This window comes from Saccharopolyspora elongata (assembly GCF_004348985.1).
GTDB classification, from domain to species: domain Bacteria; phylum Actinomycetota; class Actinomycetes; order Mycobacteriales; family Pseudonocardiaceae; genus Saccharopolyspora; species Saccharopolyspora elongata.
In genome coordinates this window covers 12,294-36,168 of record NZ_SMKW01000044.1, presented here as the reverse complement: position 1 = coordinate 36,168, position 23,875 = coordinate 12,294, and the positions used below count along the sequence as shown (strand labels likewise).

The 23,875-nt window shown below is 69.7% G+C and carries 18 protein-coding genes; 16 read left to right on the top strand and 2 right to left on the bottom strand.

Annotated elements, in window-relative coordinates; translation table 11 throughout:
- The first annotated feature begins 124 nt into the window (after window positions 1–124).
- The 13 genes from rplJ to E1288_RS28315 all read left to right on the top strand — a co-directional run bounded on the left by rplJ (window position 125) and on the right by E1288_RS28315 (window position 12,823).
- Window positions 125–652, top strand: coding sequence for a 50S ribosomal protein L10 (rplJ, locus tag E1288_RS28375; RefSeq protein WP_132490296.1), 528 nt, complete (start codon window positions 125–127; stop codon window positions 650–652).
- A gap of 86 nt (window positions 653–738) precedes the next feature.
- The gene (rplL, locus tag E1288_RS28370) at window positions 739–1,122 is read left to right on the top strand and encodes a 50S ribosomal protein L7/L12 (RefSeq protein ID WP_132490294.1); all 384 of its coding nucleotides are present in this window, start codon (window positions 739–741) and stop codon (window positions 1,120–1,122) included.
- 258 nt (window positions 1,123–1,380) lie between these two features.
- Window positions 1,381–2,568 (top strand): ABC transporter ATP-binding protein, encoded by a 1,188-nt coding sequence (locus E1288_RS28365; protein WP_132490292.1) that lies wholly within the window; start codon window positions 1,381–1,383, stop codon window positions 2,566–2,568.
- Between the two features lie 56 nt (window positions 2,569–2,624).
- On the top strand, window positions 2,625–3,356 hold the full coding sequence (locus E1288_RS28360; protein ID WP_397530415.1) for an MlaE family ABC transporter permease: 732 nt from the start codon (window positions 2,625–2,627) through the stop codon (window positions 3,354–3,356).
- Between the two features lie 210 nt (window positions 3,357–3,566).
- A complete protein-coding gene (locus tag E1288_RS28355) occupies window positions 3,567–4,406 on the top strand; it encodes an MlaE family ABC transporter permease (RefSeq protein WP_132490288.1) in 840 nt (279 codons plus the stop codon).
- Entirely contained in the window at window positions 4,403–5,752 is a 1,350-nt protein-coding gene (locus tag E1288_RS28350; RefSeq protein WP_132490286.1) for an MCE family protein, read from the top strand. Before E1288_RS28355 ends, E1288_RS28350 begins: the two co-directional genes overlap by 4 nt.
- Window positions 5,749–6,774, top strand: a complete 1,026-nt coding sequence (locus E1288_RS28345) for an MCE family protein (protein WP_132490284.1) — start codon at window positions 5,749–5,751, stop codon at window positions 6,772–6,774. The genes E1288_RS28350 and E1288_RS28345 overlap by 4 nt, the downstream gene beginning before the upstream one ends.
- On the top strand, window positions 6,771–7,751 hold the full coding sequence (locus tag E1288_RS28340; RefSeq protein WP_132490282.1) for an MCE family protein: 981 nt from the start codon (window positions 6,771–6,773) through the stop codon (window positions 7,749–7,751). The genes E1288_RS28345 and E1288_RS28340 overlap by 4 nt, the downstream gene beginning before the upstream one ends.
- A complete protein-coding gene (locus tag E1288_RS28335) occupies window positions 7,748–8,938 on the top strand; it encodes an MCE family protein (protein ID WP_132490280.1) in 1,191 nt (396 codons plus the stop codon). Before E1288_RS28340 ends, E1288_RS28335 begins: the two co-directional genes overlap by 4 nt.
- A gap of 119 nt (window positions 8,939–9,057) precedes the next feature.
- Complete coding sequence (locus E1288_RS28330; RefSeq protein WP_132490278.1) at window positions 9,058–10,188, top strand: MCE family protein; 1,131 nt, start codon at window positions 9,058–9,060, stop codon at window positions 10,186–10,188.
- Window positions 10,188–11,291 carry an MlaD family protein gene (locus tag E1288_RS28325; RefSeq protein ID WP_132490276.1) on the top strand — a complete coding sequence of 368 codons (1,104 nt, stop codon included), beginning with the start codon at window positions 10,188–10,190 and terminating at the stop codon, window positions 11,289–11,291. Before E1288_RS28330 ends, E1288_RS28325 begins: the two co-directional genes overlap by 1 nt.
- 13 nt (window positions 11,292–11,304) lie before the next feature.
- Window positions 11,305–11,832: a nuclear transport factor 2 family protein gene (locus tag E1288_RS28320; RefSeq protein WP_132490274.1), complete on the top strand. Its 528-nt coding sequence runs from the start codon at window positions 11,305–11,307 to the stop codon at window positions 11,830–11,832.
- A gap of 37 nt (window positions 11,833–11,869) precedes the next feature.
- A complete protein-coding gene (locus tag E1288_RS28315; RefSeq protein ID WP_132490272.1) occupies window positions 11,870–12,823 on the top strand; it encodes a hypothetical protein in 954 nt (317 codons plus the stop codon).
- A gap of 170 nt (window positions 12,824–12,993) precedes the next feature.
- Here E1288_RS28315 and E1288_RS28310 read toward each other — a convergent pair whose 3' ends face one another.
- Window positions 12,994–13,362: a DUF1801 domain-containing protein gene (locus tag E1288_RS28310; RefSeq protein WP_132490270.1), complete on the bottom strand. Its 369-nt coding sequence runs from the start codon at window positions 13,360–13,362 to the stop codon at window positions 12,994–12,996.
- A 144-nt stretch (window positions 13,363–13,506) separates the two neighbouring features.
- Here E1288_RS28310 and E1288_RS28305 point away from each other — a divergent pair, with 144 nt between their 5' ends.
- Window positions 13,507–13,836, top strand: coding sequence for a YciI family protein (locus E1288_RS28305; RefSeq protein ID WP_132490269.1), 330 nt, complete (start codon window positions 13,507–13,509; stop codon window positions 13,834–13,836).
- A complete protein-coding gene (locus E1288_RS50150; RefSeq protein WP_165968294.1) occupies window positions 13,833–15,812 on the top strand; it encodes a sigma-70 family RNA polymerase sigma factor in 1,980 nt (659 codons plus the stop codon). Before E1288_RS28305 ends, E1288_RS50150 begins: the two co-directional genes overlap by 4 nt.
- 322 nt (window positions 15,813–16,134) lie before the next feature.
- On the opposite strand, the gene E1288_RS28295 is transcribed toward E1288_RS50150, so the two are convergent.
- Window positions 16,135–19,272, bottom strand: a complete 3,138-nt coding sequence (locus E1288_RS28295; protein WP_132490267.1) for a CHAT domain-containing protein — start codon at window positions 19,270–19,272, stop codon at window positions 16,135–16,137.
- Between the two features lie 1,058 nt (window positions 19,273–20,330).
- Between E1288_RS28295 and rpoB the strand changes: the two genes are divergently transcribed.
- Complete coding sequence (gene rpoB, locus E1288_RS28290; protein WP_132490265.1) at window positions 20,331–23,825, top strand: DNA-directed RNA polymerase subunit beta; 3,495 nt, start codon at window positions 20,331–20,333, stop codon at window positions 23,823–23,825.
- Window positions 23,826–23,875: the final 50 nt, after the last annotated feature.

Sequence of the window (23,875 nt, the reverse complement as noted above, 5' to 3'; positions counted from 1 at the left end):
AGGCTATCCGTGCGCGCCACCGCGCGCCCATGATCTTGACGCCCCGTGCTTTCTGCGCCGGGGCGTTTTGTCGTCTCAGGACCGACTGGATGCGGATCACAGTCGGAGATAGAGAGGAGGCGACATGGCGAAGCCCGACAAGGTTGATGCGGTCACTGAGATCGCGGATAAGTTCAGCAACTCGACCGCTGCGGTCGTGACCGAGTACCGCGGGCTGTCCATGGCGCAGCTGTCTGAGCTGCGTCGTGCCCTCGGTGCGGGCACCTCGTACCGTGTCGCGAAGAACACGCTGGTCAAGCGTGCCGCCGAGCAGTCCGGCGTCGAGGGCCTCGACGACCTGTTCGTCGGCCCGACCGCGATCGCCTTCGTCGAGGGCGAGCCGGTCGACGCGGCCAAGGCTCTGCGTGAATTCGCCAAGGACAACAAGGCCCTGGTGATCAAGGGCGGTTACATGGACGGCCGCGCGCTGTCCGTGTCCGAGGTCGAGGGCATTGCCGACCTCGACTCCCGCGAGGTCACCCTGGCCAAGCTGGCCGGTGCCATGAAGGCCAAGATGGGCCAGGCCGCTGCGCTGTTCGCCGCGCCGGCGTCCCAGGTGGCTCGGTTGGCCGCCGCTCTGCAGGAGAAGAAGAGCGGCGAAGCCGACGCCTGAGTCCCTTCGGGCGCAGTTGTCGGTTGCAAGAACTCCCCACCCGGGCACTTCCCGTTCCCGGGCACTGAACTGAAAGGAACGCCGCCGTGGCGAAGCTGAGCAACGAAGAGCTGTTGGACGTCTTCAAGGAGATGACCCTCCTGGAGCTGTCGGAGTTCGTGAAGCAGTTCGAGGAGACCTTCGACGTCACCGCCGCCGCCCCGGCCGCCGTCGTGGCGGGCCCGGCCGGCGCCGCTGCCCCGGCCGCCGAGGAGCAGGACGAGTTCGACGTCATCCTCGAGGGCGCTGGCGACAAGAAGATCCAGGTCATCAAGGTCGTCCGTGAGATCGTCTCCGGCCTGGGCCTGAAGGAGGCCAAGGAGCTGGTCGAGGGCGCTCCGAAGCCGATCCTGGAGAAGGTCGAGAAGGAGAAGGCCGAAGAGGTCAAGGCCAAGCTGGAAGAGGCCGGCGCGTCGGTCTCCGTCAAGTGAGCATCTGACTGACGGTAAAAAGGCGAGCACTCGCGGTTGCGAGTGCTCGCCTTTTTTGCTGTCCGGGAAAGAAGAATCGCTTTTACCGGACAAATCCTGTGGTTTCCCGAATCGAAGTGAACTGGCGAGTAACCCGTTCGCGTCAGGCTCGTTGCATAGGTGTGACGCCGATGACCTTCGTTAAGCGCGTCACATGTGCCAGGCTGCCTCACCGGGGTGACCCCCGATGCGGTTAATTCGAGGAACGCGGAGGTGCGGATGGGCGTCGAGGTGGTTGTCGACGGACTGTCGAAGTCCTTCGGCGCGCAGACCATCTGGCGGGACGTCAGCCTGACGCTTCCTCCCGGCGAGATCAGCGTGCTGCTCGGGCCTTCCGGGACCGGAAAGTCGGTGTTCCTGAAGTCCCTGGTCGGCTTGTTGAAGCCGGAGCAGGGCAAGGTGGTCATCAACGGCACGGACATCTGCACCTGCTCGGAGCGCGAGCTCTACGAGATCCGGAAGATGTTCGGCGTGCTGTTCCAGGACGGCGCGCTGTTCGGGTCGATGAACCTCTACGACAACATCGCGTTCCCGCTCCGCGAGCACACCCGCAAGGGCGAGTCCGAGATCCGCGACCTGGTGCTCGAGAAGATGGAGATGGTCGGTCTCCTCGGCGCCGAGGAGAAGCTGCCCGGCGAGATCTCCGGCGGTATGCGCAAGCGCGCCGGGCTGGCCCGCGCGCTGGTGCTGGACCCCGAGATCATCCTCGTCGACGAGCCCGACTCCGGGCTGGACCCCGTCCGCACCGTGCTGCTGAACCAGCTGATCGTCGACCTGAACGCGCAGATCGACGCCACGATCCTGATCGTCACGCACGACATCAACACCGCCCGGACGGTGCCGGACAACATCGGCATGCTCTACCGCCGGAACCTGGTGATGTTCGGGCCGCGCGAGGTGCTGCTGACCTCTGCCGAGCCGGTGGTGGTGCAGTTCCTCAACGGGCGCGCCGACGGGCCGATCGGCATGAGCGAGGAGAAGGACATCGGGCCGTCCGAGCTGGCGCGGCTGAGCCAGCTCGCCGTGCCGCCGATGATGGCGCAGCTGGAGGTCTCGCCGGGGATGCCGGAGCGGACCGCGGTGCGCCGCCGCAAGGACCGGGTGCTGCGCCAGCTGCGGACGCTGAACCCGTCGGCGCAGCAGGAGATCCTCAAGACGCTCACCCCGGATGAGCTGGCGCTCTACGGTTTTTCCACGCCCGCGACCGGTGCGTGGCCGCAGCAGACCGAGCCGGTGCAGGCGCCGGCCCAGGACCGGCTGCCGCCGGCGGCGGTCGCCGATGTGCCGCCGCAGCAGGTGCGCCCGACGCCCCACCCCCGGCAGCCGGAGTCGACGCCGTGGGATGCGGAGGAGTCGGCCGAGTCGTCGCGGCGCCGCTGGTTCGGCCGCAAGCGGGGTGAGTCGTGAGTTCGCCGTCCCAGGCGCGGTTCCCGGGGGCGGGCGGGCTTCGCGAGACCGGCCGCATGTTCGCGCTGGCGCTCGACGTGGTGCGGGCGATGCCCAGCCGCCCGTTCCAGATCCGCGAGTTCATCCAGCAGTGCTGGTTCATCGCCAGCGTGACGATCCTGCCGACCGCGCTGGTGTCGATCCCGTTCGGTGCGGTGATCGCGCTCCAGCTCGGCTCGCTGACCAGGCAGATCGGCGCCCAGTCGTTCACCGGCGCGGCGAGCGTGCTGGCGATCATCCAGCAGGCCAGCCCGATCGTGACCGCGCTGCTGATCGCGGGGGCCGGCGGCTCGGCGATCTGCGCGGACCTCGGTTCCCGGAAGATCCGCGACGAGATCGACGCGATGGAGGTCCTGGGGATTTCGCCGATCCAGCGGCTGGTGGTGCCGCGGGTGCTGGCCGCGATGCTGGTGGCGCTGCTGCTCAACGGCATGGTCAGCGTGGTCGGCGTGCTCGGCGGTTACACGTTCAACGTGATCATGCAGGGTGGCACGCCCGGCGCGTACATGGCGAGCTTCAACGCGTTGGCGCAGTTGTCCGACCTGTGGATCGGCGAGCTGAAGGCGGTGATCTTCGGGTTCCTGGCCGGCGTGGTGGCCGCCTATCGCGGCCTGCACCCGCCGCCGGGACCGAAGGGCGTCGGGGACGCGGTGAACCAGTCGGTGGTGATCACCTTCCTGCTCCTGTTCGCCGTGAACTTCGTCTTAACGACGCTCTACCTGCAACTGGTCCCGCCAAAGGGAATGTGACATGAGAAGCGTGTTCCCGGAACTCGGTTTGCTCAGCGGTGCGGATAGCGGAACCTCAGACGCCGCCTCGACTGCGGGATCCCCGACTCATGTATGTCCAATACACCACGCTGGGGCTGTCCTCGCGAGGACGACGTCTGAGAACCCGCGGCGGTGCGAGTCGCGTAGGTGGGCTAAGCGGCTTCGCCGCTTCAAAGAGGCGGAAATGACATGGTGACCATCTCGCAGCGCGCGAAGCGCGCGGCCCGGCGGCCGCTGGTGATGCTGGACGACCTGGGCGACCAGATGTCGTTCTACCTGCGCTCGCTGGCGTGGATTCCGCGGGCGATCGCCCGCTACGCGAAGGAGACGCTGCGGCTGCTGGCCGAGGTGAGCTTCGGCAGCGGCGCGTTGGCGGTGATCGGCGGCACGGTAGGCGTGATGATCGGCCTGACGCTGTTCACCGGCACCGTGGTCGGCCTGCAGGGCTTCGCGGCGCTGGACCAGCTCGGCACCTCGGCGTTCGCCGGCTTCGTCTCCGCGTACTTCAACACCCGCGAGATCGCGCCGCTGGTCGCCGGGCTCGCGCTGTCGGCGACGGTCGGCTCCGGCTTCACCGCGCAGCTGGGCGCGATGCGGATCTCCGACGAGATCGACGCGCTGGAAGTCATGGGCGTCCCCAGCCTGCCGTACCTGGTGACGACCCGCGTGATCGCCGGGTTCATCGCGGTGATCCCGCTGTACGTGCTGGGCCTGCTGACGTCGTACATCGCCGCCCGCGCGGTCACGATCTACATCTACGGCCAGTCCGCGGGCACCTACGACCACTACTTCAACCTGTTCCTGCCTCCCGAGGACGTGTTGTGGTCCTTCGGGAAGGTGCTCGTCTTCAGCGTGGTGGTGATCATGACGCACTGCTACTACGGCTACCGCGCCAGCGGCGGCCCGGCCGGTGTCGGCATCGCGGTGGGGCGCGCGGTGCGGACCGCGATCGTGACCACCGCGCTGCTCGACTTCTTCCTCAGCCTCGCGATCTGGGGCACCACGACGACGGTTCGGATCACGGGATGAGCACGCGAAGCGCGTTGACGACGCTCCGGCGCCGCGCCCTCGGCCTGGCGTTGCTGATGAGCATGGTGCTGTTCATCGGGCTGACCGTGGCGATCTACCAGAAGGCCTTCGCGTCCAGCGTGGACGTCGTGCTGAAGGCGCCGTCGACCGGGAACCAGCTGCTGCCCGAGTCGGACGTGAAGGTGCGCGGCATGGTCGTCGGCCGGGTGGTGAGCGTGACGTCCACAGGGGACGGTGCGGAGCTGCGGCTGGCGCTGGACCCGGAGCGGGCCGAGCAGCTGCCGTCGAACGTGTCGGCGCGGCTGCTGCCGCGGACGCTCTTCGGCGAGCGGTACGTGTCGCTGGAGCTGCCGGAGCAGGCGTCGACCACGACACTGGCCTCCGGTGACGTGATCGAGCAGGACCGCACCAGCGCGGGCATCGAGCTGGAGCAGGTGCTGTCCGACACGATGCCGGTGCTGCAGGCGGTCCACCCGGACGACCTGGCCGTGACGCTGAACGCGCTGGACCAGGCGTTGGCCGGGCGCGGCAAGCCGCTGGGCGAGACGCTGTCGCAGCTGAACACCTACCTGGACGGGCTCAACCCGTCGGTGCCGGACCTCAAGGAGAACCTGCAGGAGCTGGTCGGCGTCGCGCAGACCTACGAGCAGGCCGCGCCGGACGTGCTGGAGGCGCTGGACAACTTCAGCACCACCGCCCGGACCCTGGTGGCGCAGCGGGAGAACCTGACCGCGCTCACCTCGCAGCTGACCACCAGCTCCGGTGATCTGACCGGTTTCCTGCGGGACAACCGGCAGAACATCATCCAGCTCGGCGAGGCGCAGCGGCCGACGCTGGACGTGCTGGCCAAGTACGCGCCCGAGTACCCGTGCTTCCTGCAGGAGATGGCGGAGTTCGTGCCGCGGATGCGGCAGGTGCTGGGCGAGGGGTCCGCCGAGCCGGGCCTGCACATCACCCTGGAGGTCGTCGCGACCCGCGGCAAGTACGTGCCGAACCAGGACGAGCCGGAGTTCGCCGACAAGCGCGGCCCGCGCTGCTACAACTTCATGCCGCTGCCGGATCCGGTGCCGGAGTACCCGCCGGACGGGCCGTACAAGGACGGCTCGGTTCCGCCGCCCGCGTCGCGGCCGGCCGACGGCGGCCTGAACCCGCCGTCGATGGGCCAGGGCTACCTGCCCGCCAGCACCTCGCCGCAGTCCGCGACCTGGGTGAACTCCCCGGCCGAGCGGGACATGGTGGCGGTGTTGCTGGCGCCCGCGGTGGGCCGCCCGGCGAGTGAGGTGCCGGACTGGGGCTCGCTGCTGGTCGGGCCCGTGCTTCGCGGAGCGGAGGTGAGCTACCGGTGAACGGCCGCAGCATCGTCGCACCACTGGTGAAGTTCCTGATCTTCGTGCTGGTCACCGTGCTGGCCACCGGGTTGCTGGTGCTGACCATCGCCAACCGGGACCTGCGCGCGTCGGAGTCCTACACGGCGCGGTTCACCGACGTCACCAACCTCAACGAGGGCGACGAGGTGCGCATCTCCGGGGTGAAGGTCGGCCAGGTGGAGAGCATCGAGGTGGTCGACCGGCGGATCGCCGAGGTGCGGTTCAACGTGTCGGACCGGCGGCTGCCGAGCTCGGTGACCGCCACCATCAAGTACCGGAACCTGGTGGGCCAGCGGTACATCGCGCTGGAGCAGGGCGCGGGCGATTCCAGCGGAGTCCTGCCCCCGGGCGGCGAGATCCCGCTGGAGCGCACCAAGCCGGCGCTGGACCTGACCGTGCTGCTGGGCGGGTTCAAGCCCCTTTTCCAGGCGCTCTCGCCGGAAGACGTGAACAAGCTGTCCTACGAGATCATCCAGGTGCTGCAGGGCGAGGGCGGCACGGTGGAGAGCCTGCTGGCCCACACCGCCTCGCTGACCTCCACGATCGCCTCCCGCGACCAGGTGATCGGGCAGGTCATCGACAACCTCAACGGCGTCCTGGACACCGTCAACTCCCGCGACCAGCAGCTGTCCGAGCTCATCGGCCAGCTGCAGCAGGTGGTGTCCGGGCTGTCCGCCGACCGGGATTCGATCGGCTCCGCGATCACCGCGATGGACGGCCTGACGAACAGCACCGCGGGCCTGCTGACCGAGGCGCGACCGGGGCTGCAGCAGGACATCGCGGGTCTCGGTGAGCTGTCGAAGAACCTCAACGACCACGAGCAGCTGACCGAGCGGGTGCTGCAGAACATGCCCGGCAAGCTCGAAACGATCGGCCGGACGGCCAGCCACGGCTCCTGGTTCAACTTCTACATGTGCAAGGCCGGTGGCACGGTCGGCATCGGCGAGCTGAACCTGCCGCTGCCGCTGATGCCGGTGACGCAGCCGAGGTGCCAGCGATGACCGCATTCTCCCAGCGCGACCCGCTCAAGATCGGCATCGCCGGCCTCCTGGCGCTGGTGCTGATGTTCCTGCTCGCGCTGAACTTCGAGCGCCTGCCGTTCATCGGCGGCACCACCTACACCGCGCAGTTCACCGAGGCCGCGGGGCTGCGGCCGGACAGCGAGGTGCGCATCGCCGGGGTGAAGGTCGGCACCGTCTCGGACGTCGAGATCGAGGGCGACCACGTGCTGGTCAGCTTCCGGGTCGGCGACGCGTGGCTGGGCGACCACACCACGGCCGCGATCCGGATCAAGACGCTGCTCGGCCAGAAGTACCTGGCGCTGGACCCGCAGGGCGGCGAGGAAATGTCGCCGTCCGAGCCGATCCCGCTGCAGCGCACCGTGTCGCCCTACGACGTCATCGAGGCCTTCAGCGACCTCTCGACCACTGTGGACAAGATCGACACCGGGCAGCTCGCGGAGAGCTTCCGCACGCTCTCCAACACGTTCAAGGGCACGCCGGACGAGGTCAGCGGCGCGCTGGACGGGTTGTCGCAGCTGTCGCGGACCATCTCCTCGCGCGACGAGCAGCTGGAGCACCTGCTGAGCAACACCTCGCAGGTGTCGAAGACGATCGCCGACCGCAACGCCGACTTCGAGAAGCTGCTGGCCGACGGCAACCTGCTGCTGCAGGAGATCCGGGCGCGGCGGGATTCGATCAGCGGCCTGCTGGACGGCACCCGCACGTTGTCCCAGCAGCTCAGCGGGCTGGTCGACGACAACAACGCGCAGATCGGCCCGGCGCTGCAGCAGCTCGACCGGGTCACCAAGATGCTGCAGCGCAACCAGGACAACCTGAACCGCAGCCTCGAGATGTTCGCCCCGTTCACCAGGTACTTCTCCAACGTTCTGGGCAACGGCCGCTGGTTCGACACCTACATCTGCGGCCTGCTGCCGCCCGCCATCGGTCCGATCAACCAGAAGGGCTGCCAGCCATGACCAGCGCACGCCCGTCGCTGACCAGGACGCTGTCGATCGCCGTGGTGGTCGTGCTCGCCGTGACCACCGGGGTGTGGTGGCTGTTCTTCGGCGCCGCCGAGCGGAAGGTCACCGCGTACTTCCACGCCGCCGTCGGCATCTACCCGGGAGGTGACGTGCGGATCCTCGGGGTCCCGGTGGGCACCGTCGACGAGGTCGTGCCGCAGGGCCAGGTGGTGCGCGTCGTGATGAGCGTGGACCGCGACGTGAAGGTGCCCGCCGACGCGGGCGCGGTGGCGGTCGCGCCGAGCGTGGTCAGCGACCGCTACGTGCAGCTCGCCCCCGTCTACCGGGGCGGGCCGGAGCTGGCCGACGGTGCGGTGATCCCGAAGGAGCGCACCGCGACTCCGGTGGAGCTGGACCAGATCTACCGCAGCCTCAACGACATCACGACCGCGCTGGGGCCCGACGGCGCCAACGCCGACGGCGCGCTGACCGACCTGCTCAACACCAGCGCGGCGAACCTCGACGGCAACGGGAAGGCGCTGTCGGAGACCATCCGCAACCTCGGCGAGGTCGGCACCACGTTGTCCGGCAACAGCGATCAGCTGTTCGCCACCGTCGACAACGTGCAGCGGTTCACCACGATGCTGGCCGAGAACGACGACCAGGTGCGCCGGTTCAACACGCAGATGCAGCAGGTCAGCTCGCTGCTGGCCGGCGAGCGCGAGGACATGAGCGCGGCGCTGGCGGAGCTGGCCGTGGCGCTGGGCAAGGTCGAGTCCTTCGTGCGGGACAACCGGGGCCTGGTGAAGTCCAACGTCGACCAGTTGAACGCGGTGGCGACCGTGCTGGTGGAGCAGAAGGAAGCGCTCAGCGAGTCGCTGAACAACGCGCCGCTGGCGCTGAGCAACCTCAACAACGCCTACAACGGCGCGGCGGGAACGCTGGACGTCCGCGCGAACTTCAACGAGCTGAACCAGCCGCCGGTGGTGGCGGTGTGCAAGATGCTGCAGCAGCACAGCCCGGCGGACCTGCCGAAGGACGTCAGCGACGCGTGCAAGTCGCTGCAGCCGATCCTCGACGGCGTGGTGAAGCTGCCGACCCCGGCGGAGACCCTCAACGCCATCCAGAACGGCAAGCTCCCACCGCTTCCGCTTCCGCTCTCCGACGCGAGCGGCACCCAAACCGCGGGAGGCACCCGGTGAAGGGACTGTTTCTGACGCAATTTCCATTGAAATCGAACCTTCGATTTCAATGGAAATTGCGGACCCGCTCGGGGCGGGCACGGTCGTCGTTGCGATGTGGTCCGAAGGTTGGGGCCGCCGTGCTGGCGCTGGTCGTGCTCGGCGGGTGCAGTTCGCAGGGCGTCTACGACATGCCGCTGCCCGGCGGCGCCGACCTCGGCAGCGACCCCTACGAGGTCAAGGTGCGCTTCGCCGACGTGCTGGACCTGGGGCCCAACGCCGGGGTGCGGGTCAACGACGTGCCGGTCGGCCGGGTGTCGACCATCGGTCTCGCCCCCGACTCCTGGCAGGCCGAGGTGACCGTGCAGGTCAACGGCGACGTCAAGCTGCCGGCCAACGCGACCGCCCGGCTGCGGCAGTCCAGCCTGCTCGGCGAGAAGTACGTCGAGCTCGCCGGCCCGCCGGAGGGGCAGTCCGACGTCGGCCGCCTCGCTGACGGAGCCCTGATCGGCCTCGACCGCACCGGCCGCAACCCCGAGGTGGAAGAGGTGCTCGGCGCGCTGTCCATGCTGCTCAACGGCGGTGGCGTGGCGCAGCTGCAGAACATCACCAAGGAGCTCAACGCCGCGCTGGAGGGCCGCGAGTCCGACGTCCGCAGCCTGTTGTCCAATTTGGACGAACTGGTCGCCGGGCTGGACGCGCAGCGCGACGACATCACGCGGGCACTGGACAGCATCAACCGGCTCAGCGCCCGGCTCAACGAGCAGCGCGGGAGCATCGACACCGCGCTGCGCGACCTGGAACCCGGGCTGCGGGTGCTCAACGAGCAGCGCACCCAGCTGGTCACCATGCTGCAGTCGCTCGACCAGCTCTCCGGCGTCGGCACGGACGTGGTCAACAGGTCCCGCGACGACCTGGTGCACAACCTCAACCAGCTCGCGCCGGCCCTGAACCAGCTGGCCGCGGCGGGTGACAGCCTGCCGAAGTCGCTGGAGGTGCTCGTCTCGTTCCCGTTCCCGGACAACGCGGTCGACGGCATCGGCAACAGCGACTTCACCAACCTCTACGCCAACGTGGACCTGAACCTCACCCACGTGCTCGAGAACCTCGGTCGCAGCCGGCAGCCGCTGATCCCGCTGCCGGACGCCCTGAAGTCCATCCCGCTGCCGCTGACGCCGCAGGCGCCGCCGGAGCAGCCCGCGCAACCGCCGGCCGAGCCGGAGCGGGAATCCGGTGGCCTGCTGGGCTCGTTGTTGGGAGGTGGCCGCTGATGCTCACCCGTCGAGTGCGCCTGCAGATCATCGCGTTCGTCGCGATCGCCCTGGTCGGCGTCAGCTACGCCGGAGCCCGCTACGCGGGCCTGGACCGGCTGTTCGGCCCGCGCGGCTACGTGGTGACGCTGCAACTCGCCGACACCGGCGGCGTCTTCAACAACGCCGAGGTCACCTACCGCGGGGTGCCGGTCGGCCGGGTCGGCGACCTGAAGCTGACCGGCACCGGCGTGGAGGTGCCGCTGGACATCGAGTCCAGCGCGCCGCGGATCCCGCGCGACGTGCAGGCGGTGGTGACCAACCGGTCCGCGGTCGGTGAGCAGTACGTCGATCTGCGGCCCAAGAGCGACGACGGCCCGTTCCTGGCTGACGGTTCGGTGATCGCGCAGGAATCCGCGACCACGCCGCTGCCGGTGGAAAGCCTGATGACGAACCTGGACGCGTTCGCGAACTCGGTGCCGGAGGAGTCGCTGCGCACCGTGGTCAGCGAGCTCGGCACGGCGTTCCGCGACAACGGCGGCCACCTGCAGACCATCCTGGACACCAGCCGCGAGTTCACCGCCGCCGCGCAGGAGCACCTGCCGCAGACGGTGCAGCTGCTCCAGGACGGCAAGGCAGTCCTGGCCACCCAGAACGAGCAGGGCTCGGCGATCAGGTCGTTCGGCGAAGACCTGCGGCTGCTGTCGGAGTCGGTGAAGAACTCCGACGGCGACCTGCGCGCGGTGATCGAGCGCGCCCCACCGGCGGCCCGCCAGGTCAGCGCGCTCCTGCAGGAGAACCAGCAGCTCGGACCGCTGCTGGCGAACCTGACGACCACATCGCGGGTCATGGCCGAACGCGTCGACGGCATCGAGCAGATCATGACGCTGTACCCGGCGATCGTCACCGCCAGCAACACGGTGGTGCCCGGCGACGGCACCGCGCACTTCGGCCTGGTGCTCAACGTGTTCGACCCGCTGCCCTGCACCAAGGGCTACGAGTCGACCGAGCGCCGCGCCGGCGACGACTTCCGCGAGATGCCGCTGAACCCCAACGCGCACTGCGCGGAGCCCCAGGGCAGTGACACGTCGGTCCGCGGCGCGCAGAATGCACCGGGACAGTAGGGAGGAGGCCGAAATGACCACCGGAACCGCTGAGCGGAAGCGCCCGGTCCTGGGCCTGATCACGGGCCTGACGCTGCTCGCGATCGGCGTGGTGGCCAGCCTGTTCTTCGGCGTCACGTGGGCGCTGGCCGGCAACAGCGACTCGGTCGCCCGCGCGGAGGTGCGGGACGCGGCGCTGCACGACGGGACGAGCGCGATCATCAGCTTCAACAGCCTCGACTACCGGGATGTGGACGGCGGCCTGAAGCGCTGGGAGGACAACTCGACCGGCCCGCTGCGAGACGAGATCCGGCAAGGCCGGCAGAACTACGCGACCCAGATCACCCAGGCCAAGAGCAGCACCACGGCCCGGGTGCTCGACGCCGGGATCGTCGAGCTTGACGAGAACGCGGGCAAGGCCCGGATGATCGCCGTCGTGCAGGTGACGGTCACCATCGAGGGCCAGCAGCCGACCAACAAGCAGGACCGCTACCAGGCCGAGCTCACCCGCGAAGGCGAGACCTGGAAGCTCAGTGCGCTCGGCACCGTGCCGGTCGGCTGAACGGCGACACTCGCAAGCAATTCGAGGAGTGCAGTCAGTGCCAAGCAACCGCCGCAAGACCCCCACCCGCCGTCCCAAGGTGGCGGGCCTGCGCAACCGCGAAACCCTGCTCGGCGACGCCCTCCAGGAGGAGGCCCGGGAAGCCCGGCGCGCCGCGGAGGAGCGGCAGGCTGCCAAGGGGACCGCGAAGCGGGAGCCGGATGCCGAGACCCCGCGCAACGGTTCCGTCGAAGCCGCGCCGGAGCGCAGCGACGTCGCACCGGCGGCCGGTTCGGTGCAGCCGACCGTCGAGGTCGGCGAAGCCGATGTGGCGGAGCGCGGCTCGGCGGAGCGCGGCTCGGCGGAGCCGGTCGCGGAGGGCAGCGAAGCGGCTGGTGTGGAGCCGGAGGGGTCCAGCGGCGTAGCCGCGGCCCCGTACGACGCGCAGCAGGCGTGGACCGGGGCGCAGCCCGGTGTCGCGGCCGGCGCGGCAGCGTCCGGCAAGACGTCGTTGACGGGCCTGGCGTGGACGGTCTGGATCCTCGCGGTCCTGTTCATCGGGGCGGCGGTGTTCCTCGGCATCAAGGCGTTCGACGCGCGGTACTCCGGGGCCGGGGCCAACCAGGCGCTGGTCTCGGCCGGGGCCACCAGCGAGGTCAACGGCCAGATCGGCGATGCCGTGGAGAAGGTGTTCTCCTACGACTTCAACGACACGGGCAAGACCGAGGCCGCCGCGCGGGACCTGCTGGTCGGCTCGGCGGTGCAGAAGTACGACGACCTGTTCAAGGTGGTCCGGGAGCAGGCCCCGCAGCAGCAGCTGATCGTCACCACGACGGTGAAGAACAGCGCGGTGACGAGGCTGCAGGGCGACCGCGCCGAGCTCTTGTTGTTCGTCGACCAGCACGCGATGCGCGCCAACACCGGCGAGAGCAACGTCGGCCCGGCCCAGATCTCGGTGAGTGCCGAGAAGCAGGGCGAGAAGTGGAAGATCACCCAGATCACCCTGCGCTGACCGACGCCGCGACCCTTCAGAAGCGCCGCTTTCGCGCGAAACCGTCACCCGCTAGGCGTGGGGAACGCCGCTTTCGCGCGAAAACGGCGTACGGAACACGTTCCCGAACGGCTCCTCCGGCACACGGGTGAGCAGCGTCGGGTGGTCGGCGCTGCTCACCCGGGTTCAGGTCAGGCGGTTGCGGTCTCCAGGTCGCGGGTCGCGCGCAGCCAGTCGGTGAACAACCCGGCGTCGATGTCGGACGGGGTGCGGAGCTTGACGCTCGCCATCGCGCGTGAGCCGGGTTCGAGGCGGCCGGACGCGTCGGTGATCTCCTGGCCGCGCCAGAAGCCGAAGGACACGTGGGCGGAGAAGGCCTTGATGAAGCAGACCGGCGACTTGCCGGGCGCCGGGCCGAGCCTCCACACCGGGTGGCCGTGCCAGACCGCTCCCGCGCCGGGCAGCGCCTCGTCGATGAGCGGAAGCAGCTCGTCGGCGATCGCGCGCTGGGCCTCGGGGAGCGAGGCGGTGTACTCCTGCACGGTGGCGAACTTGGCCATGGCTTCGTCCTTCCTGTTGCGGTGCTCGGGTTCTCGCCAACACGTCGAACCGGCGATGCGACAGGGAATGCGCCCGTTCCCCGTCGCATAAGCTCGTCCGACGCTGATGCGGAAGGCAGCTCAGCGAAGGAAGGGGACAGCGCCGTGCGCTATCTGATGATGACCAAGGCCTCCGACTCCGATGCCGCTCCCGACGAGAGCCTGTACGTCGAGATGGGCAAGTTCGTCGAGGAGCTGACCGCGGCCGGGGTCCTGCTGGCCACCGGCGGACTCGAACCCGGCGGCGTCCGGGTGACCTCCGCGGACGGCGAGATCACCGTGACGGACGGGCCGTTCGCCGAGGCCAAGGAGTCGGTGGCGGGCTTCGCGCTGGTCGAGGTCCGGTCCAAGGAGGAGGCGATCGAGCTGGCCCGCCGGTTCCGCAAGATCGTCGGTGACGGCGAGAGCGTGGTCCAGCAGGTCTTCGGCCCGTGACACCCGGTCCGCGCCGCCCCGACCGGGGCGGCGCACCCGCCGTGCGGCGCACCGTCGACGCGATCTGGAAGCTCGAATCGGCCCGGATCATCGCCGGGCTCACGCGGCTGGTGCACGACGTCGGCCTGGCCGAGGAGCTGGCCCAGGACGCGCTCGTGGCCGCGCTGGAGCAATGGCCCGCGGGCATCCCGGACAACCCGGGCGCCTGGCTGATGGCGATCGCCAAGCGCCGCGCCATCGACCACATCCGGCGGTCCCGCCGCCTGGAGGAGAAGCACGAGCAGCTGGCGCACGAGCAGGAACGGCAGCAGGACCTCGAACAGGACGACGTGCTGCGGCTGATGTTCATCTCCTGCCACCCGGTGCTTCCGATGCGGGAGCGGGTCGCGCTGACCCTCCGGCTGCTCGGTGGCCTGACGGCCGCGGAGATCGCCCGGGCGTTCCTCGTCAGCGAACCGCAGATCGCTCGGCGGATCGCCGCGGCGAAGCGGACCTTGGCCCGGGGGCAGGTGCCGTTCGACCTCCCGGACGGCCCGGAGCTGGCCGATCGCGTCTCGTCGGTGCTCGGCGTCGTCTACCTGATCTTCAACGAGGGGTACTCGGCTACCGCCGGCGACGACCTGCTGCGCCCCGGACTTTGCCAGGAGGCCCTGCGGCTGGGGCGGTTGCTCGCCGAGCTGGCGCCGCACGAGGCCGAGGTGCACGGGCTGGTCGCGCTGATGGAGATCCAGGAGTCGCGATCGGCCGCGCGCACCGGCCCGTCGGGGGAGCCCGTCCAGCTGCACGAGCAGAACCGGGGGCGCTGGGATCAGCTGCTCATCCGCCGAGGCTTCGCCGCACTGCTGCGAGCGAAGGAGATCGGCGGCGCCCCCGGCCCGTACGTGCTGCAGGCCGCGATCGCCGTGTGCCACGCGCGGGCGCGGACCGCCGAGGACACCGACTGGGCGCAGATCGCGGCGCTCTACGAAGCGTTGTCCCGGCTGTTGCCGACGCCGATCGTGCAGCTCAACAAGGCTGTGGCGGTCGGTATGGCGCGCGGGCCGGACGCCGGGCTCGCGCTGGTCGATTCGTTGGGCGCCGACCCGGTTCTGCAGAACTACCACCTGCTGCCCAGCGTCCGGGGCGACCTCCTGGCGCGGCTCGGGCGCGGCGGAGAGGCGAAGTTCGAGTTCGAGCGGGCCGCGGCGCTCACCCAGAACAGCGCAGAACGCGCTTTCCTGCTCCGCCGCGCGGGAGAGCTCGCCGGCGGCGATTCCGGTCCGACGCTAGGGGCGGCGGTCGAGGAGTTCCTGGCACGCGACGAGCTGAACGCCGCGACGATCCGCTCCTACGGGCAGACCCTGCGACGGCTGCGCCTTGCCCTGGGGGATCGGCCGCTGGCCGCCATGACCGCCGAGCAAGTGGCGAGGGTGTTCGAGACGGCATGGGGCTCGGTGGCGGCGAAGACGTGGAACCGGCACCGCGCGGCGATCCGGTCGTTCGCCGCCTGGGCGGGCCTGGACGATCTGGCGGCGGGCCTGGACCGCCGCGCCGAAACCCGCTCCCCGGCGCTGCCGATCGACCCCGCGCAGCTCGACGAGATCTGGAACCGCCCCGGGATCCCGCTGCGGGAACGCACCTTGTGGCGGCTGCTGCACGAATCCGGGGCCGCGGTGACGGCGGTCCTGTCCCTGAACGTCGAGGACCTGGACCTGGACGACCGCCGCGCCCGGGTGGCCGGCGCCTGGGTGAGCTGGCGATCCGGCACGGCCGCGCTGCTCCCCGAGCTGGTGGCGGGCCGCACCCGGGGCCCGCTGTTCCTGACCGATCGCAGACCCGGGCCGTCCAGGCCGCCCCAGGACGGCGACCTGTGCCCGGAGACGGGCCGCAGCCGCCTGTCCTACGAACGAGCCGAGTACCTGTTCAAGCGAGCCACCGCGGCCCTGGACCCGACCGGCGACGGCTACACCCTCCGTCGGCTGAAACCCCGCCCCTGAAAGCGAAATCCACCCGCCGACCACACCCCGGCCCTGCCCGAGGGGTCGTTTTAGAATGGTGCGCGGGGATGTGTGGGACGTGAACGTCTGGGGTGCAGGGCCACGGTTTCGCGCGAAACCGGCACCGCCTGTCAGGCGCCGGGCGCCTCCTGGACGACCAGGCGGAGCCATTCTGGAACGACCCCTGAAATTGGAACCGTCCCCGGGCCTGTGGCCAGCCTGGCTGTGGCGGGGTGCTGTTCCGATTTTGCCTAAAATTGGGCGTTCCCGGGCCTGCAGCCGGTGTGGCCGCGGGAGTGCCCCGGTTCTGCCCGCTATGGCGTCACGGTCCGATGTGGACGTGGGCCGCCCAGATGCAGTGCTCCTCGGGATAGCGGGCCCGGAGCTGGCGGGCCGCGTTGTGCAGGGCGTAGGACGAGCGGTCCGTGTCGAACTCCTCGCCGCCGAACACCGCGGCGTAGACGTCGGCGTGCACCTGCACCGCGCTCTCCGGGTCGATCTCCCACAGGGTGCCGATGACGTGCGTGAACCCCGCGAAGCCCAGCGCTCCGGGCAGGGACACCGCCGCCGCGCACGGCGGGTCGGCCGCCGTCGCGCACTGGCCGAGGTAGCCGAACTCCGCTTCCTCCAACGGCGCCTGGCCCAGTTCGACCACGCCCAGTGGCCGGTGCGGTGATTCGCGGTCCAGCAGCAGCGCCGCCGCCGGCTGCCCCGGGAACTGCGAACTCGGCTCGCACACGTGCAACCACGGGTGTTCCGGCAGCAGCTGCAGCATCTCGGTCGCGCTGGTGCTCTCCACCGACGCGATCTCCGCCGACGGCCAGTACTGCGCCAGGACCTGGTTCTGCGGCGGGAGTTCCCGCCCGACCTGCTCGGCGGATCCGGCCGCCACCAGGGCCCGGCCGCCCGTCGGCACCGGCCGCTGCGTCGCCCGGAGCAGGCAGCCCAGCGTCGGGGTGTACGACGACACCACGCGGTCCAATGTGGACTCACCGGTCCGCGAGGTCGCCGCGTGCACCGGGAGGAACGCCATCGCGCCGAGGGCGCTCCACCACATCCTCGGCCACCGGGCGCCGGGCTCCGGCGTGCGCAGGTAGCCCATCCGCTCCATGACCGGGCGCGCGATCCGGTCCCAGGTCCAGTCGAGGGCCTCGGACAGCGCCTCGTGGTCGTCCTGCTGCGCGGCCGCCAGCAGCTCGCCCGCCCGGTCGGCCGCGGTCTCCGGCGCGGCGTTCGGCAGCGGCACGGTCAGCACTCGCCCGGCGATGAGCACCAGCGCATCCGACCGGTAGCGGCTGAGGTTGACCAGCGCCGCGCAGCCTTCCGGCACCGCGGCCGACAGCTGCTCGATCGGCGTGCGCAGCAGGTGGCCCGGCTGCACCTGGCGGATCTCCGCGAGCAGCTCGTCCCAGGTGTGCGCCAGCCGCATCCGGTCGTCGGACCCGATGAGCACCGGCTCGTCCACCGGCCGGTCCAGCAGCCGCCGCACCCGGACCGCCTCGTCCGCGAGGTCCGGATGGGTGCGGTGCAGCGCGCCGAGCTCTCCACCGGTCGGCAGGAAGTCCGCCAGGACCGCGTTCTGCCCGTGCTCCAGCAGCTCCACGGCCCGCTCGGGCGCGCCGCTCTCCAACGCGCACGCCGCGGCATCGGCCGCGATCGTCGCCCACCGCTGCTGCGCGGCAGGCGACGCGACGACCCGCTTGCCGCGCGTGACCAGCGGCAGCAGGTCGACCGCGACCTCGAACGACTCCAGCGCCTCCGACCACCGGTGCGCCTGCGCGCAGATCTGACCGGACAGGCTCGCCGCCCGGAGCCGCTGGTCGGCGGGGGCGTTGGACTGCTCGGCGGCCTCCATGAGCACCTTGCGCGCCCACCGGTAGTACCGCCTCCGCCCGCTGCGCTGGTAGAGCGTGCGCAGAGCGCGGCCGAGGTGGACGGCGATGCCCGCGCGGTTCGGCGCGGTCGCCGGCGTCGCGATGAGCGCCTGGTCCAGCAGCTCGATGGCGGCCTCGATGTCCCGAGTCTTGGCGGTCAACCGGAACCGGTGCGCCGAGACGATGCCGAGCTGCGCCCACGCCGCGGGCTGCGACGCGGCGTCGAGCTTCGCGGCTTCGCGCGCGATCTCGGCCGCCCGGTCCAGGTCGGTGGCCTCCCCGTGGTGCTCGAAGCGGCCGATCAACGTGGTGACCAGCGAATGCAGCATCACGCCGCGGTCCGCCGCGCTCGCCGCCTCCACCGCGGCCTCGCCTGCGGTGACCGCGGTGTCCAGCACCTTGGCCTCCCCGCCGTGCAGGAAATGCCTGCGCAGCAAGGTCGCGTAACCGGTGAGGGCGACGGAGCGGCTCTGGTCGTCGGCGGACATCGCGCGCACCGCAGGCGCGATCGGCCGCAGCACGCGGCGCAGCTGGCTCGCCTCGCCGGTGGCGTCGACGTGCTCGACGGTCGCCGCGGCGAGGTGCCAGATCGCCGTGCCCAGCAAGGGATTTCCGCTTTCCAGCATGCCGAGCACGCCGATCAGCTCGCTGATCGCCGAGTTCAGATCGGTCAGATCGCCGTTGCGCTGGAACCGCAGCCGTAGCGCCTTGGCCAGGTGGCACAACGCGGCCCGCCGCGGCTCGCCGTCGGCGAGGGCGCCGGCGCCGGACCCGAGGTGCTTGATGCCCTCGTCGAGGTCCTCGGGCGAGCCGCCGCGCTCGAACCGGCGCAGCAGCGCCGCGCCGAGGTTGATCAGCAGCTCGGAGGTGGCCGGGTCGTTGGCCGGCGAGATCCGGGCGGCCTCCCGGAACACGTCGATCGACTCGTCGTCGGACCGCGGCTCGTCGGCCAGCCGGGCGTGCAGCCGCAACGCGTTGGCCAGCCGGATCAGCGCCATCGCGCGGCGCTGGTCGCGGCGCGGCGTCTGCTCGACGGTCTCCCGCGCGACCTGCACGCTCTCCGCCGCCGATGAGGCGCTGTCGGTCTTGCTCGCGAGATCGGTGAGTGCCAGCGCGAGGTTGCACTGGTAGAGCACGCGGTCCTGGTCGCTGCTGTGCGCCGAGTCCCGCGCCGACCGGTAGTAGGAGATCGCGTCTTCCAGGTCGGCCAGCGCGCCGCTGCGCACGTGCGTCAGCTGCGCGGCGCTACCCAGGTTGTTGAGCACGCCCGCGCGCGCGGGGTCGTTCTCGTTCAGCACTCCGGCGGTCGCCCGGAACACCTCGGTCACCCAGGGCAGCTGCTCGAAGTCCAGGGTGGTGACGATCTTGTTCATCGCCGCGATGGCGTCGGCGTAGCGCTGCTCGGCGCTGCGCCGGGGTTCGGGGGCCGGCGCCTCGGGAGGTTGCGGGGCCTGCCGGGGCGGGGGCGTGGCGTCCTCCGGCTCGGCGGCGAACCAGCTCGAGCTGGAACCGCTGCGGTCCGGCCCCCCTGTCCAACGCTGCAGCCCGCTGAACCGTTCGCTCGCGCGGCTTGCATCGTCTGTCATCGGTCGGTTCTCCTGTGGCCTGCTCACCCGGGGCACCTGGAACAGGTGGGGCGTATCACGCTACCGGCGGACGCGAGCGCCGAATAGCCCGCGTGCATCACCTGAGATCGTGCTGTTGGGCAGTTGTGCCCGAACGCACCATTCGTTAAGCGCTCCTGATCGAAAGTACCGGTTCGCAGCGGGAAATGTCATTACTGCGACCATTGCTACTCACGGACGGCACGCGCCGGCGGCGGCGACTTCGAGATCGGGCGGCGGACGTCGTCGTGCTCGGGTGATCGCGTCGGCCGGATCTTTCCCGCCGTGCCGGGCCGCGCGCGCTCCGTGCTCGCCCCGCATTCGTCCACACCGGACGAATGCGGGTGATCGCCAGATCCCGCGCCGTGCGCGCATCGCGACGTTGCGTGCTCGGTGGCACTCCGCGCCTCCCTGGGGTGGATCGGGAATTCGAAGATCGAATTCCCTGGGAATGGAAATGACTGCAGGTGTCGATGTGAGCACGCGGGGTGAATGTGGCGGGGCGGGTTTGCGGGAATGGCTCCGTTCGGCCGAGTCGTCCCAGGAATAGGGAACGCGATCCCGGATGTTGAGGTGCTCGTCACTCGTGGGGCGATCGCCGGCGGAACTGTCAAGGGCCGTTCGGAGGGGTGCCGGGAGTGTCGCCACGGGGTCCCTGCGGTTACCTGCAGATGGCGCGCTGACCAGGCAAGACGACGCCTCTGATGGTCACGAGCGGTGATCGTGTTTTGCGCCACGAGGGTGATCGAAGCGTGATCTCTTGACTGCGGGCTCGCGCGGGTTCACTCTGGTGCTCAACACGGGGCTGGGCCGCCATCGGTGGGCCCCCTCGACAGCTGGCGTAGTTCCGGCTAGACTGCTACTTTGCGCTGCCCTCTTTCCGTCTGTCCTGCACCGGACCGTAGGATCGTGGGCGCCATTGCACCCTTGACAGCTGTGTTAGCGAACTGTGCCAGCGGGTACGGACCCCCGTCGGTCACTTCGCCGGGCACTTTCGCTGATGCGGCTGTAGCCAGTTCAGAGTCCCGGAAGGACGCATCTTGGCAGTCTCCCGCGCGACCAAGGTCTCTGCAGCTTCCAACTACACGTCGGGGATCCCTGGGGCACCCAAGCGGGTCTCGTTCGCGAACATTCGCGAACCGTTGAACGTGCCGAACCTGCTAGACCTGCAGATCCAGTCCTTCGAATGGCTTGTCGGTAACGAGGCCTGGTTCCAGCGCCGGGTCGACGCCGGCGAGGAGAATCCGGTTGGCGGTCTTGAGGAGGTCCTCAGCGAGATCTCCCCGATCGAGGACTTCTCCGGATCGATGTCGCTGTCCTTCTCCGACCCACGCTTCGACGAGGTCAAGGCCTCCGTCGAGGAGTGCAAGGACAAGGACATGACCTACGCGGCCCCGCTGTTCGTCACCGCGGAGTTCACCAACCACACCACTGGCGAGATCAAGAGCCAGACGGTGTTCATGGGTGACTTCCCGATGATGTCGAACAAGGGCACCTTCATCATCAACGGCACCGAGCGGGTGGTCGTCACCCAGCTGGTCCGTTCCCCCGGTGTCTACTTCGACCAGGCGGTCGACAAGACCACCGACAAGGACGTGTTCAGCGTCAAGGTCATCCCCAGCCGCGGTGCGTGGCTGGAGTTCGACGTCGACAAGCGCGACACCGTCGGCGTCCGCATCGACCGCAAGCGCCGGCAGCCGGTCACCGTGCTGCTGAAGGCGCTGGGCTGGACGGCCGAGGCGATCCGCGAGCGGTTCGGCTTCTCCGAGACGTTGATGACGACTCTGGAGAAGGACCACACCGCCGGTACGGACGAAGCTCTGCTGGACATCTACCGCAAGCTGCGGCCGGGCGAACCGCCGACCAAGGAGAGCGCGCAGACGCTCCTGGAGAACCTGTTCTTCAAGGAGAAGCGCTACGACCTCGGTCGGGTCGGCCGCTACAAGGTCAACAAGAAGCTCGGCCTGGGCCACCCGTACCAGGCCGGCGTGCTGACCGAGGAAGACATCGTCACCACGATCGAGTACCTGGTCCGGCTGCACGCCGCCGAGACCGAGATGCCCGCCCGCGGTGAGGGCGAAGGCGCGACCGTGCCCGTCGAGGTCGACGACATCGACCACTTCGGCAACCGCCGCCTGCGCACGGTGGGCGAGCTGATCCAGAACCAGGTCCGGGTCGGCCTGTCCCGCATGGAGCGCGTCGTCCGGGAGCGGATGACCACCCAGGACGTCGAGGCGATCACCCCGCAGACCCTGATCAACATCCGCCCGATCACGGCGGCGATCCGGGAGTTCTTCGGCACCTCGCAGCTCTCGCAGTTCATGGACCAGACCAACCCGCTCGCGGGCCTGACGCACAAGCGGCGTCTGAACGCGCTCGGCCCGGGTGGTCTGTCCCGGGAGCGCGCGGGCATGGAGGTCCGCGACGTGCACCCGTCGCACTACGGCCGCATGTGCCCGATCGAGACGCCGGAAGGCCCGAACATCGGTCTGATCGGCTCGCTCGCGACGTTCGCGCGGGTCAACCCGTTCGGCTTCATCGAGACGCCGTACCGCAAGGTCGTCGACGGCCGGGTCACCGACCAGATCGACTACCTGACCGCCGACGAAGAGGACCGCTACGTCAAGGCGCAGGCCAACGCGCCGATCGACGAAGACGGCAACTTCATCGACGAGCGCGTGCTGGGTCGACGCAAGGGCGGCGAGGTCGAGCTGCTCGCGCCGACCGAGATCGACTACATGGACGTCTCGCCGCGGCAGATGGTCTCCGCCGCGACCGCGATGATCCCGTTCCTCGAGCACGACGACGCCAACCGCGCCCTGATGGGTGCGAACATGCAGCGCCAGGCGGTGCCGCTGCTGCGCAGCGAGTCGCCGCTGGTCGGCACGGGCATGGAGCTGCGCGCCGCGGTCGACGCCGGTGACGTGATCACCGCCGACAAGGCCGGTGTGGTCGAGGAGCTGTGCGCCGACTACGTGACGGTGATGGCCGACGACGGCACCCGCCGCTCGTACCGGATGCAGAAGTTCTCCCGGTCCAACCACGGCACCTGCATCAACCAGAAGCCGATCGTCAACGAGGGCGACCGGGTCGAGGCCGGGCAGGTCATCGCGGACGGGCCGTGCACCCAGAACGGCGAGATGGCGCTGGGTAAGAACCTGCTCGTCGCGATCATGCCGTGGGAAGGCCACAACTACGAAGACGCGATCATCCTGTCCCAGCGCCTGGTGCAGGACGACGTGCTCACCTCGATCCACATCGAGGAGCACGAGGTCGACGCCCGCGACACCAAGCTCGGTGCCGAGGAGATCACCCGGGACATCCCGAACGTCTCCGACGACGTGCTGGCCGACCTCGACGAGCGCGGCATCATCCGCATCGGTGCCGAGGTGCAGGGCGGCGACATCCTGGTCGGCAAGGTCACGCCGAAGGGCGAGACCGAGCTGACCCCGGAGGAGCGGCTGCTGCGCGCGATCTTCGGCGAGAAGGCCCGCGAGGTCCGCGACACCTCGCTGAAGGTGCCGCACGGCGAGACCGGCAAGGTCATCGGCGTCCGCGTGTTCAACCGCGAGGACGACGACGAGCTGCCCCCGGGCGTCAACCAGCTGGTGCGGGTCTACGTCGCGCAGAAGCGCAAGATCCAGGACGGCGACAAGCTCGCCGGCCGCCACGGCAACAAGGGCGTCATCGGCAAGATCCTGCCGGCCGAGGACATGCCGTTCCTCTCCGACGGCACCCCGGTGGACATCATCCTGAACACCCACGGTGTGCCGCGACGGATGAACATCGGCCAGGTGCTGGAGACGCACCTCGGCTGGATCGCCTCCCAGGGCTGGACGATCGACGGCGACTCCGAGTGGGCCCAGCGCCTGCCGGAGGACCTCTACGACGTCGAGCCGGGCACCAACACCGCCAGCCCCGTCTTCGACGGTGCGCGGGAGGAGGAGATCACCGGCCTGCTGGCCTCCACCAAGCCGAACCGCGACGGTGAGCGCATGGTGGGCGGCGACGGCAAGGCGCAGCTGTTCGACGGCCGCAGCGGGGAGCCGTACCCGTACCCGATCGCCGTCGGGTACATGTACATCCTCAAGCTGTCGCACCTGGTGGACGACAAGATCCACGCCCGGTCGACCGGCCCGTACTCGATGATCACCCAGCAGCCGCTGGGCGGTAAGGCGCAGTTCGGTGGTCAGCGCTTCGGTGAGATGGAGTGCTGGGCCATGCAGGCCTACGGCGCCGCGTACACGCTGCAGGAGCTGTTGACGATCAAGTCCGACGACGTGGTCGGCCGCGTCAAGGTCTACGAGGCGATCGTCAAGGGCGAGAACATCCCAGAGCCGGGCATCCCGGAGTCCTTCAAGGTGTTGCTGAAGGAGCTCCAGTCGCTGTGCCTGAACGTCGAGGTGCTCTCCAGCGACGGTGCGGCCATCGAGATGCGCGACAGCGAGGACGAGGACCTGGAGCGTGCCGCGGCCAACCTCGGCATCAACCTGTCCCGCAACGAGTCGGCCTCGGTCGACGACCTCGCGCACTGAACCTCGCCGCCGGTCCGCGGGAGCTGATCTCGCGGACCGGCGTCCGACCC

Bases quoted from the DNA above. Each gene is read 5' to 3' on its own strand.
- E1288_RS28365 (WP_132490292.1), top strand. From the start codon at position 1,381: ATGGGCGTCGAGGTGGTTGTCGACGGACTGTCGAAGTCCTTCGGCGCG.
- E1288_RS28340 (WP_132490282.1), top strand. From the start codon at position 6,771: ATGACCGCATTCTCCCAGCGCGACCCGCTCAAGATCGGCATCGCCGGC.
- E1288_RS28295 (WP_132490267.1), bottom strand. From the start codon at position 19,272: ATGACAGACGATGCAAGCCGCGCGAGCGAACGGTTCAGCGGGCTGCAG.
- E1288_RS28360 (WP_397530415.1), top strand. From the start codon at position 2,625: ATGTTCGCGCTGGCGCTCGACGTGGTGCGGGCGATGCCCAGCCGCCCG.
- rplJ (WP_132490296.1), top strand. From the start codon at position 125: ATGGCGAAGCCCGACAAGGTTGATGCGGTCACTGAGATCGCGGATAAG.
- E1288_RS28310 (WP_132490270.1), bottom strand. From the start codon at position 13,362: ATGGCCAAGTTCGCCACCGTGCAGGAGTACACCGCCTCGCTCCCCGAG.
- E1288_RS28320 (WP_132490274.1), top strand. From the start codon at position 11,305: ATGACCACCGGAACCGCTGAGCGGAAGCGCCCGGTCCTGGGCCTGATC.
- E1288_RS28350 (WP_132490286.1), top strand. From the start codon at position 4,403: ATGAGCACGCGAAGCGCGTTGACGACGCTCCGGCGCCGCGCCCTCGGC.
- E1288_RS28335 (WP_132490280.1), top strand. From the start codon at position 7,748: ATGACCAGCGCACGCCCGTCGCTGACCAGGACGCTGTCGATCGCCGTG.
- E1288_RS28325 (WP_132490276.1), top strand. From the start codon at position 10,188: ATGCTCACCCGTCGAGTGCGCCTGCAGATCATCGCGTTCGTCGCGATC.
- E1288_RS28355 (WP_132490288.1), top strand. From the start codon at position 3,567: ATGGTGACCATCTCGCAGCGCGCGAAGCGCGCGGCCCGGCGGCCGCTG.